This is a genomic window from Paraburkholderia steynii, assembly GCF_900100565.1.
In the GTDB taxonomy this organism is placed as follows: domain Bacteria; phylum Pseudomonadota; class Gammaproteobacteria; order Burkholderiales; family Burkholderiaceae; genus Paraburkholderia; species Paraburkholderia terrae.
Map to the genome: position 1 here is coordinate 169,512 of NZ_FNDI01000011.1, position 14,628 is coordinate 184,139.

Annotated in this window: 15 protein-coding genes, 1 other RNA gene and 1 riboswitch; of the genes, 9 read left to right on the forward strand and 7 right to left on the reverse strand. The window is 64.1% G+C overall.

Annotated features, from left to right (window positions below; all coding sequences use genetic code 11):
* Positions 1-105: 105 nt before the first annotated feature.
* Entirely contained in the window at positions 106-1,563 is a 1,458-nt protein-coding gene (locus tag BLT65_RS20965; RefSeq protein WP_208545786.1) for a cobyric acid synthase, read from the reverse strand.
* Between the two features lie 152 nt (positions 1,564-1,715).
* Here BLT65_RS20965 and cobU point away from each other — a divergent pair, with 152 nt between their 5' ends.
* The 4 genes from cobU to BLT65_RS20985 are packed head-to-tail and all read left to right on the forward strand — an operon-like array spanning position 1,716 to position 5,124.
* Positions 1,716-2,264: a bifunctional adenosylcobinamide kinase/adenosylcobinamide-phosphate guanylyltransferase gene (gene cobU, locus BLT65_RS20970; protein ID WP_091780473.1), complete on the forward strand. Its 549-nt coding sequence runs from the start codon at positions 1,716-1,718 to the stop codon at positions 2,262-2,264.
* Complete coding sequence (cbiB, locus tag BLT65_RS20975; protein WP_091780476.1) at positions 2,261-3,202, forward strand: adenosylcobinamide-phosphate synthase CbiB; 942 nt, start codon at positions 2,261-2,263, stop codon at positions 3,200-3,202. Before cobU ends, cbiB begins: the two co-directional genes overlap by 4 nt.
* Positions 3,203-3,205: 3 nt before the next feature.
* Entirely contained in the window at positions 3,206-4,207 is a 1,002-nt protein-coding gene (gene cobD, locus BLT65_RS20980; RefSeq protein WP_091780479.1) for a threonine-phosphate decarboxylase CobD, read from the forward strand.
* Between the two features lie 5 nt (positions 4,208-4,212).
* Entirely contained in the window at positions 4,213-5,124 is a 912-nt protein-coding gene (locus BLT65_RS20985; protein ID WP_091780482.1) for a cobalamin-binding protein, read from the forward strand.
* A 6-nt stretch (positions 5,125-5,130) separates the two neighbouring features.
* Here BLT65_RS20985 and cobC read toward each other — a convergent pair whose 3' ends face one another.
* From cobC to BLT65_RS21015, 6 genes are all read right to left on the reverse strand, one after another.
* Complete coding sequence (cobC, locus tag BLT65_RS20990; protein WP_091780485.1) at positions 5,131-5,721, reverse strand: alpha-ribazole phosphatase; 591 nt, start codon at positions 5,719-5,721, stop codon at positions 5,131-5,133.
* Positions 5,706-6,455: an adenosylcobinamide-GDP ribazoletransferase gene (locus tag BLT65_RS20995; protein ID WP_042314850.1), complete on the reverse strand. Its 750-nt coding sequence runs from the start codon at positions 6,453-6,455 to the stop codon at positions 5,706-5,708. The genes cobC and BLT65_RS20995 overlap by 16 nt, the downstream gene beginning before the upstream one ends.
* A gap of 72 nt (positions 6,456-6,527) precedes the next feature.
* Positions 6,528-7,580 carry a nicotinate-nucleotide--dimethylbenzimidazole phosphoribosyltransferase gene (gene cobT / locus BLT65_RS47930; RefSeq protein ID WP_091780488.1) on the reverse strand — a complete coding sequence of 351 codons (1,053 nt, stop codon included), beginning with the start codon at positions 7,578-7,580 and terminating at the stop codon, positions 6,528-6,530.
* Between the two features lie 36 nt (positions 7,581-7,616).
* Positions 7,617-8,438, reverse strand: a complete 822-nt coding sequence (locus tag BLT65_RS47935; RefSeq protein ID WP_091780491.1) for an ABC transporter ATP-binding protein — start codon at positions 8,436-8,438, stop codon at positions 7,617-7,619.
* Entirely contained in the window at positions 8,435-9,496 is a 1,062-nt protein-coding gene (locus BLT65_RS21010) for a FecCD family ABC transporter permease (protein WP_091780494.1), read from the reverse strand. The genes BLT65_RS47935 and BLT65_RS21010 overlap by 4 nt, the downstream gene beginning before the upstream one ends.
* A gap of 6 nt (positions 9,497-9,502) precedes the next feature.
* Positions 9,503-11,485, reverse strand: a complete 1,983-nt coding sequence (locus BLT65_RS21015) for a TonB-dependent receptor domain-containing protein (RefSeq protein ID WP_091780496.1) — start codon at positions 11,483-11,485, stop codon at positions 9,503-9,505.
* Between the two features lie 64 nt (positions 11,486-11,549).
* A riboswitch (cobalamin riboswitch) is annotated at positions 11,550-11,812 on the reverse strand.
* 220 nt (positions 11,813-12,032) lie between these two features.
* Between BLT65_RS21015 and BLT65_RS21020 the strand changes: the two genes are divergently transcribed.
* The 5 genes from BLT65_RS21020 (at position 12,033) to BLT65_RS21040 (ending at position 14,480) form a co-directional block, all read left to right on the forward strand.
* Positions 12,033-12,395 (forward strand): hypothetical protein, encoded by a 363-nt coding sequence (locus BLT65_RS21020; RefSeq protein WP_007588567.1) that lies wholly within the window; start codon positions 12,033-12,035, stop codon positions 12,393-12,395.
* Positions 12,392-12,709: a cell division protein ZapA gene (locus BLT65_RS21025; protein WP_007588566.1), complete on the forward strand. Its 318-nt coding sequence runs from the start codon at positions 12,392-12,394 to the stop codon at positions 12,707-12,709. Before BLT65_RS21020 ends, BLT65_RS21025 begins: the two co-directional genes overlap by 4 nt.
* A gap of 64 nt (positions 12,710-12,773) precedes the next feature.
* A non-coding RNA gene (gene ssrS, locus BLT65_RS21030) (6S RNA) lies at positions 12,774-12,955 on the forward strand.
* A 140-nt stretch (positions 12,956-13,095) separates the two neighbouring features.
* On the forward strand, positions 13,096-13,566 hold the full coding sequence (locus tag BLT65_RS21035; RefSeq protein WP_091780499.1) for an EVE domain-containing protein: 471 nt from the start codon (positions 13,096-13,098) through the stop codon (positions 13,564-13,566).
* A gap of 176 nt (positions 13,567-13,742) precedes the next feature.
* The gene (locus tag BLT65_RS21040) at positions 13,743-14,480 is read left to right on the forward strand and encodes an SIMPL domain-containing protein (protein ID WP_091780502.1); all 738 of its coding nucleotides are present in this window, start codon (positions 13,743-13,745) and stop codon (positions 14,478-14,480) included.
* Positions 14,481-14,628 lie beyond the last annotated feature (148 nt).

Here is a 14,628-nt window from a genome sequence, read left to right on the forward strand (position 1 = left end):
CGGGTTGACCGCGCGGAATGCGCCGTCGATGGAACGGACTTTATTCGAACCGATGCGTAGGAAAAATCGCTTTGGTGGCTTAGATTAATTCCTATTGAGAAAGAATCAACCGACAGCCGCCCACAACCGCTTCAAATCGAGATGTTCGGCGAGCGTATCAGCGAGACGCTCCAGCGACGCCTCGCGCAGCGCCGGATAGTCGATCGCCTCGGCTTCCCTCAACCCCGCCCACGCGAGCAGCGACGCGCACGCGGCGGGCGTGTCGAACAAACCGTGTACGTAGGTCGCGAGAATCTGGCCGTCGGCGGAACGGGCGCCGTCAGGGCGCAGGCCGCCTGTCTCGTCGGCGAGCAGCAGCGCTGGAGCATCGAGCGCGGGCCCTTGGGTCTCGCCCATGTGAATCTCATAGCCGGAGATTCCAGCGGCTTCGGCGGCAAGGCGTCCCGTCACGTTCTTGAGCGTTTTCTCGCGCGTGAGGGTCGTCGAAAAGTCGAGCCAGCCGAGCCCGGCAACGGTCGCGGGCGGCCCTTCGACGCCATACGGGTCGGCCACTTCGCGCCCGAGCATTTGCATGCCGCCGCAAATCCCGATCACCCGCCCGCCATAGCGCAGATGCCGTTGCAGCACGGCGTCCCAGCCCTGCGCACGCAAGAACGCCAGATCGCCCTGCACGTTCTTCGAGCCGGGCAGGATGATGAGATCCGCGGGCGGCGGCGTGCTGCCCGCGCGCACGTAATGGAAGTCAACTTGCGGATGGGCGCGCAGCGCATCGAAATCCGTGTGATTGCTGATGTGCGGCAGCACGGGCACGACGACGCGCAGCATCTCCAGACCATCCGCATTCGCCGCCCGCAATTCACGCGGCAACATGTCTTCGGCATCGAGCGTGAGGCCATGCAGATACGGCACGACGCCAAGCACGAGCTTGCCCGTCTTCGCTTCCAGCCAGTCGAGCCCCGGCTGCAACAGACTCACGTCGCCGCGAAAGCGGTTGATCACGAAGCCGCGCACGCGCGCCTGCTCGGTCTCGGACAAACACGCGAGCGTGCCCGTCAGATGCGCGAACACGCCGCCTCGATCGATGTCCGCGACGAGCACGACGGGGCAATCGACAGCTTCCGCGAAACCCATGTTCGCGATGTCGCGCTCGCGCAGATTGATCTCAGCGGGACTGCCCGCGCCTTCGACGAAGATCGTGTCGTACGACGCCTTGAGCCGCGCATACGATTCGAGCACCGCTTCGAACGCGATGGGCTTGTAGTCGTGATACGCGCGCGCGTCGAGATTCATGCGCGCCTTGCCGTGGATGATCACCTGCGCGCCGCGATCGCTGGTCGGCTTGAGCAGCACGGGGTTGAGATCGGTATGCGCGTCGATGCCCGCGGCCACCGCCTGCAGCGCCTGCGCGCGGCCGATCTCGCCGCCGTCGACGGTCACTGCGCTGTTGAGCGCCATGTTCTGCGGCTTGAACGGCGCGACCCGCGCACCCGTGCGCCGCGCGAGACGGCACAGACCGGCGACGAGCGTGCTCTTGCCCGCATCGGATGTCGTGCCTTGAATCATTAGCGTGCCGCGCGGCACGTCGAGCGGTTCAATCGAAGCGTCGGGAATGGAAGCCACAGGGTGCGCGAACAGGGTGAGAGAGGAAGCCCGCATTATCCCATCGCACTCACGCCCACGCGCTTGAACGATGGGACAGTCGGTACAATCACGCGATGATTTCCCGCGACCTCACCTTCGTCCTCGGCGGCGCGCGCTCGGGCAAGAGCCTGCACGCCGAACAACTCGCGAGCGCGAGCGCATTGCCCGTGACCTATGTCGCGACCGCGCGCATTGGCGACGATGAGTTCGCCGCTCGCGTCGCGCGTCATCGCGAGCGTCGGCCCGCGCAATGGGCCTTGCTCGAAGCGCCGCTCGATCTGCCGCAGGCCATCGCGTCGATCGATCAGCCGGAGCACTGCGTGCTGATCGACTGCCTGACCTTGTGGCTCGCGAACCTGCTCTGCCCTGCCGATGGCTCGCCGCCGCTAGCCGATTACCTCGACCGTTTCGCCGCGCTCGAAACGACGCTCGCGCAGGCGCGCGCGAAGATCATTGTCGTCAGCAACGAGATCGGACTTGGCGTCGTGCCGCTCGGCGCGGCGACGCGTCTTTATGTCGACGAACTCGGCCGTCTGAACCAACGCATCGCCGCGATCAGCACGCAGGCAACGATGATGGTCGCGGGCCTGCCGCTGCAACTGAAACCCGCGAGCCGCGCATGATGCTGCTGTCCTTGCCGCTTGTCGCGACGCTCGCCACGGCCGCTGTCGCCGTCGACAAATGGTTCGGCGAACCGCGCCGCGCGCATCCGCTGGTCGGCTTCGGCAAGCTCGCGGCAAAGCTCGAAGCCGCGCTGAACACGGGGCGTCGCGGCCGGCTGTTCGGCATTCTCGCGTGGCTGCTTGCCGTCGCGCCGCCCGTTCTGATCGCCACGTGGCTCGTGCTGACGCTGCCGTTGATCTGGTCGTGCGCGCTGCATGTCGCGCTGCTTTACTTCGCGCTGGGTGCGCGCAGCCTGCACGATCACATCGAGCCGATCGGCCGCGCACTCGCGAAACGCGATCTCGCGCAGGCGCGTGTGTTGACGGCGCGCATCGTGTCGCGCGAAACATCGCATGCGGACGAAAGCGCGCTGTCGCGAGCCGCCGTCGAGTCGGCATTGGAAAACGGCAACGATGCGATCTTCGGCGCGCTGTTCTGGTTTGCGATCTTCGGCGGTCCGGGCGCGCTCGCGTTCCGTCTCGCGAATACGCTCGATGCGATGTGGGGTTATCGCACGCCGCGCTATCTGCGCTTCGGCTGGGCGGCCGCGCGTTTCGACGATGTGCTCAACTACGTGCCCGCGCGTCTGACGGCCCTCAGTTACGCGTTGCTCGGTGACACGCGAACCGCCTTGCAATGCTGGCGCGAACAAGCGCCGCGCTGGGACAGTCCGAACGCCGGACCTGTGATGGCATCCGGCGCGGGCAGCCTCAATGTGCTGCTCGGCGGCGCAGCGGTCTATCACGGCGCGATAGAACAGCGTCCGACGCTCGGAGCGGGCCACACGGCCAGCGCGCAGCATATCGAGGCAGCGCTGATACTGGTCGAGCGCAGCGTGATCCTGTGGCTCGCCATGTTCATCGCGCTCGCGCTGTTGAGCGTGCCGTTTCAGAGCTAGACGATGACCCGAACCATTCAGCACGGCGGCAATCTGCATGAAGCGGCGCGCCGCTATGAGATCCCTTACGACGCGTGGCTCGATCTGTCGACGGGGATCAATCCGCACGGCTATCCGGTGCCGCCCGTTCCAGCCGATGCATGGCGGCGTCTGCCCGACAATGGCGACGGTTTCGCCGAACGCGCAGCACGTTACTACGGCGCGCCGGACGCATCGCACGTGTTGCCTGTCGCGGGAAGCCAGGCGGCGATCCGCGCGCTGCCGCATCTGCTTCGACAGGGAACGGTCGGCATCGCACCGCTGACGTATGGCGAATACGCGCCTGCGTTTGCGCGCGCGGGGCATCGCATCACGACGCTCGACGTCACACGTTCTACCCTGCCCGACGACATCACGCATGCCGTCGTCGTCAATCCGAACAATCCGACGGCCGAACATCTGCGCGCCGCGACGCTGCTGCAATGGCATGAAACGCTGAGCGAACGCGGCGGCACGCTGATCATCGACGAAGCGTTTGCCGATACGATGCCGTCCGAGTCGCTCGCCGCGCAAACGCATCGCGAAGGACTCGTCGTGCTGCGCTCGCCCGGCAAGTTCTTTGGTCTCGCGGGCGTGCGCGCGGGCTTTGTGCTGGCCTGCCCTTCACTGCTCGAATCACTCGATCAAGCGTTGGGTGCATGGACCGTCAGCGGCCCTGCGCGTCATGCCGTCAGCGCCGCATTCGCTGATACAACATGGCAGCACGACATGCGCGCGCGGCTTGCAGAGGAAAGCGCCCGTCTCGCCGCGTTGCTGTCGGCGCACGACTTCATCGTGCATTCGACGCCGCTCTTCGCATGGATCGCCGACACGCGCGCCGTGCAACTGCACGATGCGCTCGCCAGGCAAGGCATCTGGACACGCTTCTTCGCCGATCCAGCGAGCGTGCGCTTCGGCCTGCCTGCAACAGAAAACGAGTGGACTCGCCTTGAAACCGGCCTGCATCAAGCGATGACGGCGCTATAAGAACGATGCGACTTTCCCGATCACTTCGCGCACTGACCGCAACCTGCACGCTCGCCATCACAACGCACGCACATGCGGCCATCACCGTCGTCGACGACACAGGCGCAACCGTCACGCTCGCGCAGCCCGCTCAACGCGTGATCAGTCTCGCGCCGCACGCAACGGAAATGATCTACGCAGCGGGCGGTGGCGCGAAGCTCGTCGGCGCGGTCGCGTACAGCGACTATCCGCCCGCAGCGAAACAGGTGCCGCGCGTCGGCGACAACAAGGCGCTCGATCTCGAACGCATCGTCGCGTTGAAGCCCGATCTGATCGTCGTGTGGCGGCATGGCAATGCGCAGCGGCAGACCGACCGCCTGCGCGAACTGCACATTCCGCTCTACTTCAGCGAGCCGCATCGACTCGACGATATCGCCGTATCGCTGACGAAGCTCGGCACGCTGCTCGGCACATCGTCATCCGCCGACGCGGCGGCGCGCACGTATCGCGACGAGATCGCGCGCTTGCGCACGCGCTATTCGACGCAGCCTGTCGTAAGCGTGTTCTATCAGGTATGGGACGAGCCGTTGATGACGCTCAACGGCGAGCACATGATCAGCGATGTGATCGCGCTATGCGGCGGACGCAACGTGTTTGCGAAGCTCGAACCACTGGTGCCGACGGTATCGACGGAAGCGGTGCTGGCCGCCAATCCCGAAGCGATCGTCACGGCCGCGCCCGGCGCGACGCAGCCCGACCGCCCGTTGCCGTCGCTCGACAAATGGAAAGCATGGCCGGGTATGACGGCTGTGGCGCGCAATAACCTGTTTGCGATCGACGGCGATCTGATCAATCGCCCCGCGCCGCGTCTCACGCAAGGCGCGGCGCAACTGTGCGAAGACCTCGACGTCGCGCGCTCGCGCCGCGCGGGTCACTGAACGACGTCACGCGTTCCAGCGCACGATCGACCATTGCAAGTTCGTATCGTCGCGGCGCAACCAGACGCAACCCGCCATATCGATCGACCATGTCAGGCAGCGTTCGACGGGCAACCCGAGCACAGTCGCCGCGATCACGCGCATCACGCCCGCATGCGTGACGACATACGCCGGCGTCAATTCGCGGGTCTGCTGAAATACGTCGAACCACGCGCGCACGCGGCTCACGAACTGCTCGACGCTTTCGCCGCCATGCGCGCGCGCGCCTTCGAAATCCTCAGCCCACGCATCGAGCAACGCGCGATCGATATCGTCCCAGCGTTGCAACTCCCACGTGCCGAAGTCCATTTCCTTCAGACTATCGTCGACGCTATACGCGCACCCGAAGTTCGCGGCGAGCGCGGTCGCAACCGTTGCGCAGCGCGTGAGCGGACTCGACAGCAGCACGCGGGGCGCGGGCACCTGCAAGGTGGCAAGACGCACGGCGACGGCAGCCGCCGAAGCTTCCGGCGGATCGGCGAGCGCGACGTCGCTCTGGCCATAGCACACGCCCTCTTGTACGGAAACAGCCGGGTGTCGGATCAGAACGATATCCATGCGAGTCCCACCAGGTAGATGGCCAGTTCGAAGATCTGCTGCGCAAAGCCAAGGCAATCGCCCGTATAGCCGCCGATGCGTCTGATGAAATAGCGGCCCAGCATGAAACGCAACACGACGAGCACGAGCAGCGCGATGCAACCGGCACGCCACTGCGGCCAGAAGAGCCACGGCATACCTAGAAAGATAGCGCAGCCAAAAGCATTGCGTGACATGCGCTGCGCAACGGGTTTGGCCTTGCCTTCCGCTCGCACGTAGTCGAGCGTCACGAGATAGCTGATTGCACAGGCGCGGCTCGCCGCATGCGCCGCGATCATCAGCCATGCCGCGTAGAGCGGCGGCAAGGCGGCGAGCGTTTGCCACTTCAATGCAAGCGCGACCATCAACGCAATCGCGCCGAATGCGCCGATGCGTGAGTCATGCATGATCCGCAGCGTATCGTCGCGTGTATAGGCGCCGCCGAACGCATCCACGCAATCGGCCAGCCCGTCTTCATGGAATGCGCCCGTGATGAGTAGCGTCGTTGCCATCGACAGCAACACCGCGACGCCCGGTGGAAAGATGCGCAGCGCGGCCATGTATACGATTGCGCCCGCTGCGCCCACCAGCGCGCCGATCAATGGAAAGTAACGCGCCGCCGCGTTCAGATAGTGCGGCTCGTAACCGACCCAGCGCGGCACGGGCACACGCGTGAAGTAGCCGAGCGCTGTGAAGAAATAACGCAGTTCATTCATCGCTGGTTCGACGCATTTTTTTCATCACAGTTCTCTCGCTTCGAACGTCAGGATTGATGCAGGCGCCGCGCATCATGCATCGCGTTGCGCGACGCCGGCCGATTCGAAGCTCGCCATCTCGTTGACGAACGCCGCGGCTGCGCGCAGTAAAGGCATAGCAAGCGCCGCGCCCGTTCCTTCGCCCAGCCGCAGGTCGAGCGCGAGCAGCGGCACCGCGCCGAAGTGATCGAGCATGCGGCGATGACCCGCTTCGTTCGACGCATGGGCAAACACGCAGTAATCGCGCACTGCAGGCGCGAACGCGTCGGCCACCAGCAGCGCGGAGGTCGCGATGAAGCCGTCGACGACGATCGTCATGCGTGCCTGTGCCGCTGCGAGATACGCGCCCGCCATCATCGCGATTTCGAAGCCGCCGAAGGTTGCGAGCACATCGAGCGGATCATTCGATGCCGGGTGATACGCAAGCGCCGCCGCCAGCACGTTGCGCTTCTTTACGAGGCCGGCGTTGTCGAGACCTGTGCCGCGCCCAACGCAATCGTCGATAGGCACGCCGCACAGGCGGCTCATCAAACACGCAGCCGACGACGTATTCGCAATGCCCATTTCGCCGAAGCCGATCACGTTGGTGCCGAACGCCGCGTGATGACGCACACGGTCCGCGCCCGCGCGCATCGCGGCGAGCGCTTCGTCGCGCGTCATCGCGGGCTCTTGCGCGAAGTTGCGCGTGCCACGCGCAACGGGGATATCGACGAGCTTCTCGTGCGGCGCGAACTCATGCGCGACGCCCGCATTCACCACTTCGAGTTCGAGGCCCGCAACGCGGCTGAACGCATTGATCGCCGCGCCGCCAGCGAGAAAGTTGAGCACCATCTGCGCCGTCACCGCTTGCGGATACGGACTCACGCCCGCGTTCGCAATGCCGTGATCGGCGGCGAAGACGATGATCGCGGGACGTGTGACAGTGGGCTGCGTGCTGCGCTGGATCATGCCCATCTGACGCGCGAGCGCCTCGAGCTGGCCGAGACTGCCGGGCGGCTTGGTCTTCAGGTCGATGATGCGTTGCAGCTCGGCGCGCAATGTCTGGTCGAGCGGCTCGACGATAGGCAGGGAATGCGATGTGGTCATGTTCGTGTTTGCGTGAAGAGTTCGGTTCATGCGTGTTCAGTTGCGAGTCGCTGCGCGCAGCGCCGGAATCAGCGCTTCATCGTCGCCGTCGCGGATCAGTACGAGCGGATAGCCGAATGCGCGGCTGGCGAGTTCGGGCGTCAGCACGTCGCGCGCGGGTCCCGCATGCGCGATGCCGTTGCCTTCGAGCAGCAGCGCGTGCGTCGCGAAACGCCGCGCGAGATTCAGATCGTGGCACGAGAACATCACTGTACGCCCGGCGCCGCGGGTCCATGCGCTCAACGCTTCGAGGCAGTCGATCTGATGATGCAGATCCAGATGCGCGAGCGGCTCGTCGAGCAGCAGCAGCGGCGCGTCCTGGCATAGCACGGCCGCCAGCGCGACACGCTGCCGCTCGCCACCCGACAGCGACAGCACGTCGCGCGAAGCGAAGTCCGCGAGACCGAGCGCATCGAGCGCCGCATGCGCGGCTGCGTGATCCTCGTCTCGCTCCCAACCCCAGCCGGCCAGATGCGGAAAACGGTTTAGCAGCACGATGTCGAGTACGCTTGCATTGAATGCATCGTGCGATGTTTGCGGCATCAACGCACGGCGCTGCGCGAGGCGCGCGAGCGGCCATGCGTTCACATGCATTCCGTCCAGTTCGATGTGCCCTTTCGCTGGACGCATGAGACCCGCGAGCGTCGAGATGAGCGTCGTCTTGCCCGCGCCGTTTGGCCCGGCGATGCACCAGACTTCGCTCGGATAGAACGTGTGCGTGAAGGCATCGAGCAAGGTGCGCGAACCGGCGCGCAAGGTCAGTTGGTCTGCGTGCAGCGTGGTATCGGCGCTTGAGCGTGCGTTCATGGGTGCATTCATGTGCGCCTCCGTCGAAGCAGCATCCACAGGAACACGGGCACGCCGATCAACGCGGTGATCACGCCGACGGGTAACTGCGCGGGCGCGATCACCGTACGCGCGATCAGATCGGCCCCCATCACGGCAACGCCGCCGCCGAGCGCCGCTGCGGGCAGCAGCATCCGCTGATCGTTGCCGAACGCGAGACGCAGCATGTGCGGCACGACGAGCCCGACAAAGCCGATCGTGCCGCCCGTCGTCACAGCAGCGGCAGCGGCGAGCGATGCGACCAGGTAGACGCGCAGCCGCGCGCGCATCACAGGAACGCCGAGCGCTTGCGCCGCGGCGTCACCGCGCAGCAGTACATTGAGTTGCGGCGCGATGGGTACGATCGCGAGCAACGCGATGCACAGCGCAGCGAGCGCGAGCCACGGCATGCCGCCACCGTTCAGATCGCCTGTCAGCCAGAACAGCATGCCGCGCAAGCGGCTGTCGGGTGCGACCGTCAACAGCAACGTGATGATGGCGCCCCACCCCGCTGCGATCACCGCGCCCGTCAGCAGCAGACGCGGCGATGCGTCCTGCGGCTCGCCGCGCCACAGCGCGCCGCGTGCAAGACCGAGCACCAGCAGGATCGACACGAATGCGCCGGCGAACGCCGATGCATCGACGATCCACCACGCGCAGCCCGCGATCATCGCGACGAGCGCAAAGCTCGCCGCGCCGCCCGACACGCCGAGCACGTACGGCTCGGCCAGCGGATTGCGCAGCAGCACCTGAAGCAACGCGCCTGCAAGCGCAAGCAATGCGCCGCAACCGAAGCCGGCGAGCGCGCGCGGCAGGCGCAGCGTGCGAACGATCTGCGTGGCGAGATCGGACGATACGTCAGCCGACGGCAGCAACGCGTCGAGCACGCGCGACGGCGCGACGCTCACGCTTCCGAGTGCAAGCGACGCCACGAAGACCGCGAGCGCCGCGATGCCGAGCGCCGTCCAGATGGCGAGCGCGCGTTTCGCGCTCATGCCTCGCGCGACCCGGATCGGCTGATGTTGCGGCTGACGTTGCACGAGTCCGCTCATCGCGCGTCACTGCTGCTGCCAGCCGAGCGTGATATAGGCGCCGCGCCTTGGCGTGTTGTACGTGTAGGCGAGTTCATAGTCCTTGTCGAAGAGATTCTGGATTTGCGCGGCCACGTACCACGCCTTCGTGAGGTTGTAGCGCGCGGACAGGTTCACGATGCCATAACCGCCGAGCGCCGTGCCGCTATCATCGCGTTCGCCGCTCAGGAGCCATTCGCCGCCTACACGCCAGGTGCCGATATTGCGGTTCGCGGCGAACGACGCGAAATGACGTGCGCGACGGTTCAGATCGGTATGCGTGTCTTCATCGACGGGATTCTGGAACGTTAGGGCCGCGCGCACGTCGGTCCTGCCGACGTGACCCTGCCACGATCCTTCGATGCCCTGCACTTTCGCATGCCCCACGTTCTCCGCGACGTAGATGCCCGGCGTGGTCTGCACATAGTCGATCAGGTTCGTATAACGCGTCTGGAATGCCGTGAGCTTCATCAGGCCGAGCGCATCGGATGCGTACTGCAATGCGGCTTCGACAGAATGGCTGTGCTCCGGTTGAATGAGCGGATTGCCGCTGTACGGGTAGTACAGATCGTTGAAGCTCGGCGCGCGAAACGCATCGGACCAGCTTGCAGTCACCTTCCAGTGCTCGTTGAAGTCGTAGCCATAGCCCAGATAGTAACTGTTGGCTCCGCCGAAATCCGAGTACTGGTCGCGCCGCAGGTTCGCCTGGATCTGGCTGTTGCCGAAGCGCCCCGTGTAGCCCGCGAACCCCGAGTTCACGTGACGCGCGGGCGCGCTGTACTGATTCGAGTCGAGTGTCTGGTCGAGATGCTCGTAGCCCAATTGAAGCTTTTGATCGCGCGCAAACGTGAAGTCGTTCTGCCACGTGTACTGCCGGTTGTCCGAATCGTAGCGGTACAGATAGTCGCCATTGAGCGACGTGTTGCTGCGATCGTTGCCCGTCGCGACGACGAAGCGCGTCGTCCACCAGTCGGTGAGCTTGCCGTTCGCGAAGGCTGAAGCCGTCTGTACCTTGCTGTGCAGGTTGTTGAGATCGGTGGGCAGGCCGAAGGGATTGTCGAAGCTGTCGTTGCCGTTCGACTGGAAGTAGCGCAGGCCGATGTCCCACTGGTCGTTGAGCTTGTGGCGCAGCGACGCGCTCACGCTCTCGTTGAAATAACCGTTCGCGTTCGGATTGACGGGCGCGAGCGCCGGGTCGATCGACGAAAAGCCGTCCGTCTTCGCGCGCGCGAGCGTGACGCTGAAGGTCGTGCGGCCGTCCTTGTCGAGCGCACCGTCGACGCCCGCCGCCTGGCGTTGCGTGTGATAGCTGCCGTACTCGACGTCGAAGTGAAAACGCGGCGGATGATTGCCGCCGTCCTTCGTGAACACCTGCACCACGCCGCCGATCGCGCCCGAGCCGTACAGTGCCGACACGTTGCCGTTGACCACTTCGACGTGATCGATCTGGTCGAGCGGAATCTGTTCGAGTTGCGCGTTGCCCTGGCTCACCGAATCGACGCGCACGCCGTCGATCAGCACGAGCGACTGTGTCGACGACGCGCCGCGCAGAAACAGACTCGACGTCGCACCCGGCCCGCCGTTGCGCACGACCTGCGCGCCAGGCGCGAACTGCAGCAGCCCCGGCAAGTCGCGCGCGCTGTTGTCCGCGATGTCCTGCGGATCGAACAGCGTGGTCTGCGGAATCGCGTCGGCGAGTCGCTGCGCACGACGGTCGGCCGTGACGACGATGGGTGACAAAGTCGTGGGGATTGTGTTTGACGAAGTATCGGTCGAGCCGTTGTCCGATCGATCCGTGGATGTGGCGGATGGATTCGCCTCGTCGGCCGTCTGCGCGCTTGCGGCGAGCGGGGCTGAAGCAAAGGCAATCACGGCGACCGCAGCAAGCGGCGCGCGTCTGAAGTGTGGACACAGCGGGCGCGGAAACACCTGGCGCAGATACGCCGGGTGGACAAACACGGAGGTGAGCATCGAAAGAGTCCTGTGGGCCTGTGCGCGGCCCGCTCCTCGTGGGCCGATGCCTGTACAAGGAGCGACACGTTCCTTGCCTCCGGCCGGTATCCGGGCTGACGACTGGCCGACCCGCCTTCCCACGCATCATGCGCAGTGGCGCTTCGCACGGCATCGGCTCTATGGATGGCTCGACGCGTGCATGGGTCGACCTGCAGGAACTGCGGTCGTTGTACCGTTGCGAGGACAGCGCAGGTTGGCTCGTCCGGGCGGACTTCGCTCCCTGCTTCCCGTTTAACTGCGCGCGGCGCGATACCGCGCGCGGGCACCAGAGTGCCGCAAGTGTAGAAGTGACGTACACACGCGTCAAGAAACGCGAGGTGGTCACAGGGACGATGACGGTGGACTGTTAAAAGAGTCCCTTTTTCAAGGGTAAAAATGCGTGAATCGCGACAAGACACCTGGATAATGCCGCGTTAAAGCGCTACTGTTACGTCCTGAAACGAGACAAATGTCCGAGCGTGCGACATTCCGCGCTAGAATGCCATGTCTTTAGAGGACGCAGCACATGCTCACCGAACTCGAAACACTGTCACAGAACATCGGTCGGCTGATCGAGATCAGCCAACGCTACAACGAAGCGCGCCTCGCACTCGAAGAACAGCTCGCACAAGCGCGCGCCGAATGCGAAGCGACCCGCGTAGAACTCGAACAGACTCGCGAAGAACGCGCCGCATTGCAAGCGGAGCGCGATGCGCTGTCCGCGAAGATCGACGACGCGCAAGTACGTCTGAATGCCATCCTCGAGAAGCTGCCGCGCGCTCGCGGTCACGAGCCCGACAATCAACTCGATCTCCTCGCGCCCGAGCAGCAGGCGCAGGCCAATCACGACGCGAACCACGACGCGACCCGCCACGGAGAAAACGCATGACCACGAAGCAGATCGAAGTGTCGATCCTCGGCCAGCCCTATCGTCTCGCCTGCTCGGCGGAAACGGAAGCGGCGCTGCTCGAAGCCGTGGCCCGTGTCGATGCCGAGATGTCGAAGATCCGCTCGAACAGCAACGTGCGCGGCCAGGATCGTATCGCCGTGATGGCGGCGTTGTCGCTGGCATCGGAACTGCTTAGGCTGCAAGCCAGCGTGCGACACGGAGAATCATTTCCCGCCGAAGAAATCCGGCGTACAATGCACCAGATGAATGAGCAGCTTGGCACTGTGATCCAACAGTACAGCAGCGTGCAGTAAAGAAAATTTTGTTGGGCTTGATTGTTTTGCGGTCGGGCCCATGTTGTGGAGCAAACGTTTTTAAGCTTCCCTGCCTGGTTCGCCAAGGTCATATATTCCTTGAACCAATGCTATATGCACGGTTGCGGAAATTTGTAGCACGGGTGTGCGCGTCACTCTGTCTGATGTACCCGAAGTGCTGCTAACTGCGACCAATTCTGAACCTCAGGTTCAGGATGCCGGCCTAGCGGCTAAGGCGGGGACCTATACGAACGGCATCGGACTTTATCCGATGCCGTTTTTCTTTGGGCGTGCGCTTTGCGTTGGTTGGCGAGCACCGCGTTGCAAACCGTTTGAACCCGACTGTTCAACGAAGACTTCCTTCTACTTCACGTTCAATCCGACTCATGCGCTACTGGCTGATGAAGTCCGAACCGGACGAAGCGAGCATCGACGATCTCGCGAATGCCCCGCAACGCACGCTGCCCTGGACGGGCGTGCGCAACTATCAGGCGCGCAACTTCATGCGCGACATCATGAAGACGGGCGACGGCGTGCTGTTCTATCACTCCAGTTGCCCTGAGCCGGGCATTGCGGGCATCGCCGAAGTATCGTCGACGCCCTACCCTGACCCTACCCAGTTCGATCCGAAGAGCCCGTACTACGACGAGAAGTCGACGCAGGAAACGCCGCGCTGGACGCTCGTCGATGTCGTGTTCAAGAAGAAAATCAAGCTGATCCCGCTGGCGACGTTGCGCGAGCATCCCGAGCTTGCCGACATGCGCGTGCTCGCGAAGGGCAACCGTCTGTCGATCACGCCCGTTACGGAGGCGGAATGGGCGTTCATTACGAAGCAGCTTGCGAAGCGCGCTGCATGAACACGTGGTGAATACGTAAGTTCGCGTGACATTCGAGTATTCACTCGGGAACCAGACGACCCTTTCAGACGCCTAACCGCCTCGCAAGCGTCATGCCACGCGCGCCGCGCAACTGCGTCTGGCGACGCGGCTCTCGACGCATGCATGCATAACCTGCTCAACGAAGGAGTCGAACAATGACCAAAAAATCCGCGCTCGTATGGGCGCTCGCGGCCGGTGCCTGCGCGGCGCCTGTTGCACTCGCGCTCACGTCCGTCGCGGCCCATGCGCAAACCGTTGTGCAGCAGTATCAGCCGGCCGGCGTGCTGTCGCTGAACGCGCAGGCGAGCACCGATGTGCCGCAGGACGTCGTCGATATCACGCTGTTCTACGAACAGGAAGCCAGCGATCCATCGTCGCTGACGGGCACGTTGAACCAGCATGCCGACCAGGCGCTACAGAAGGCCAAGGGCGTGAGCGGCGTGACGGCGCGCACCGGTTCGTTCTCGATCTATCCGTCGACGGATCGCGATGGGCGTATTTCTGCATGGCGCGGCCGCACGGAGGTTGTGCTGGAGTCACACGACTTCGCGGCGGCATCGAAGCTCGCGGGGCAATTGTCTTCGATCATGCAGGTAGGGAATGTGCAGTTTTCACTGTCGCCGGAGGCAGAGCGCGCTGCCGGGCAGAAACTGACGGGGCAGGCGATTGCATCGTTCAAGCAGCAGGCTACGGCGGCTGCGCAGGCTTTTGGGTATAGCGGCTATACGATTCGCGAAGTGAATGTCGGGCATAGTGGCGGCGTGCCGCCGCGGCCTGTCATGATGATGAGCATGCGGTCGGATGTTAGCGCCAAGGCGGCGGCGCCTGTGCCTGTTGAAGGTGGGACGTCTACCGTGACGGTTAATGTTTCAGGGTCTGTGCAGATGAAGTGATTTTTTTGTCTGCCGACGCTGTGGGTGGTTTGCTTGTGTTTGCGCTGGCATCCGCGCTTCGTTAGCGTGCTTCACGCGTCGCCCCTGTGCGGGGCGGCACCTACTTTTCTTTGCCGCCGCAAAGAAAAGTAGGCAAAAGAAAGCGGCT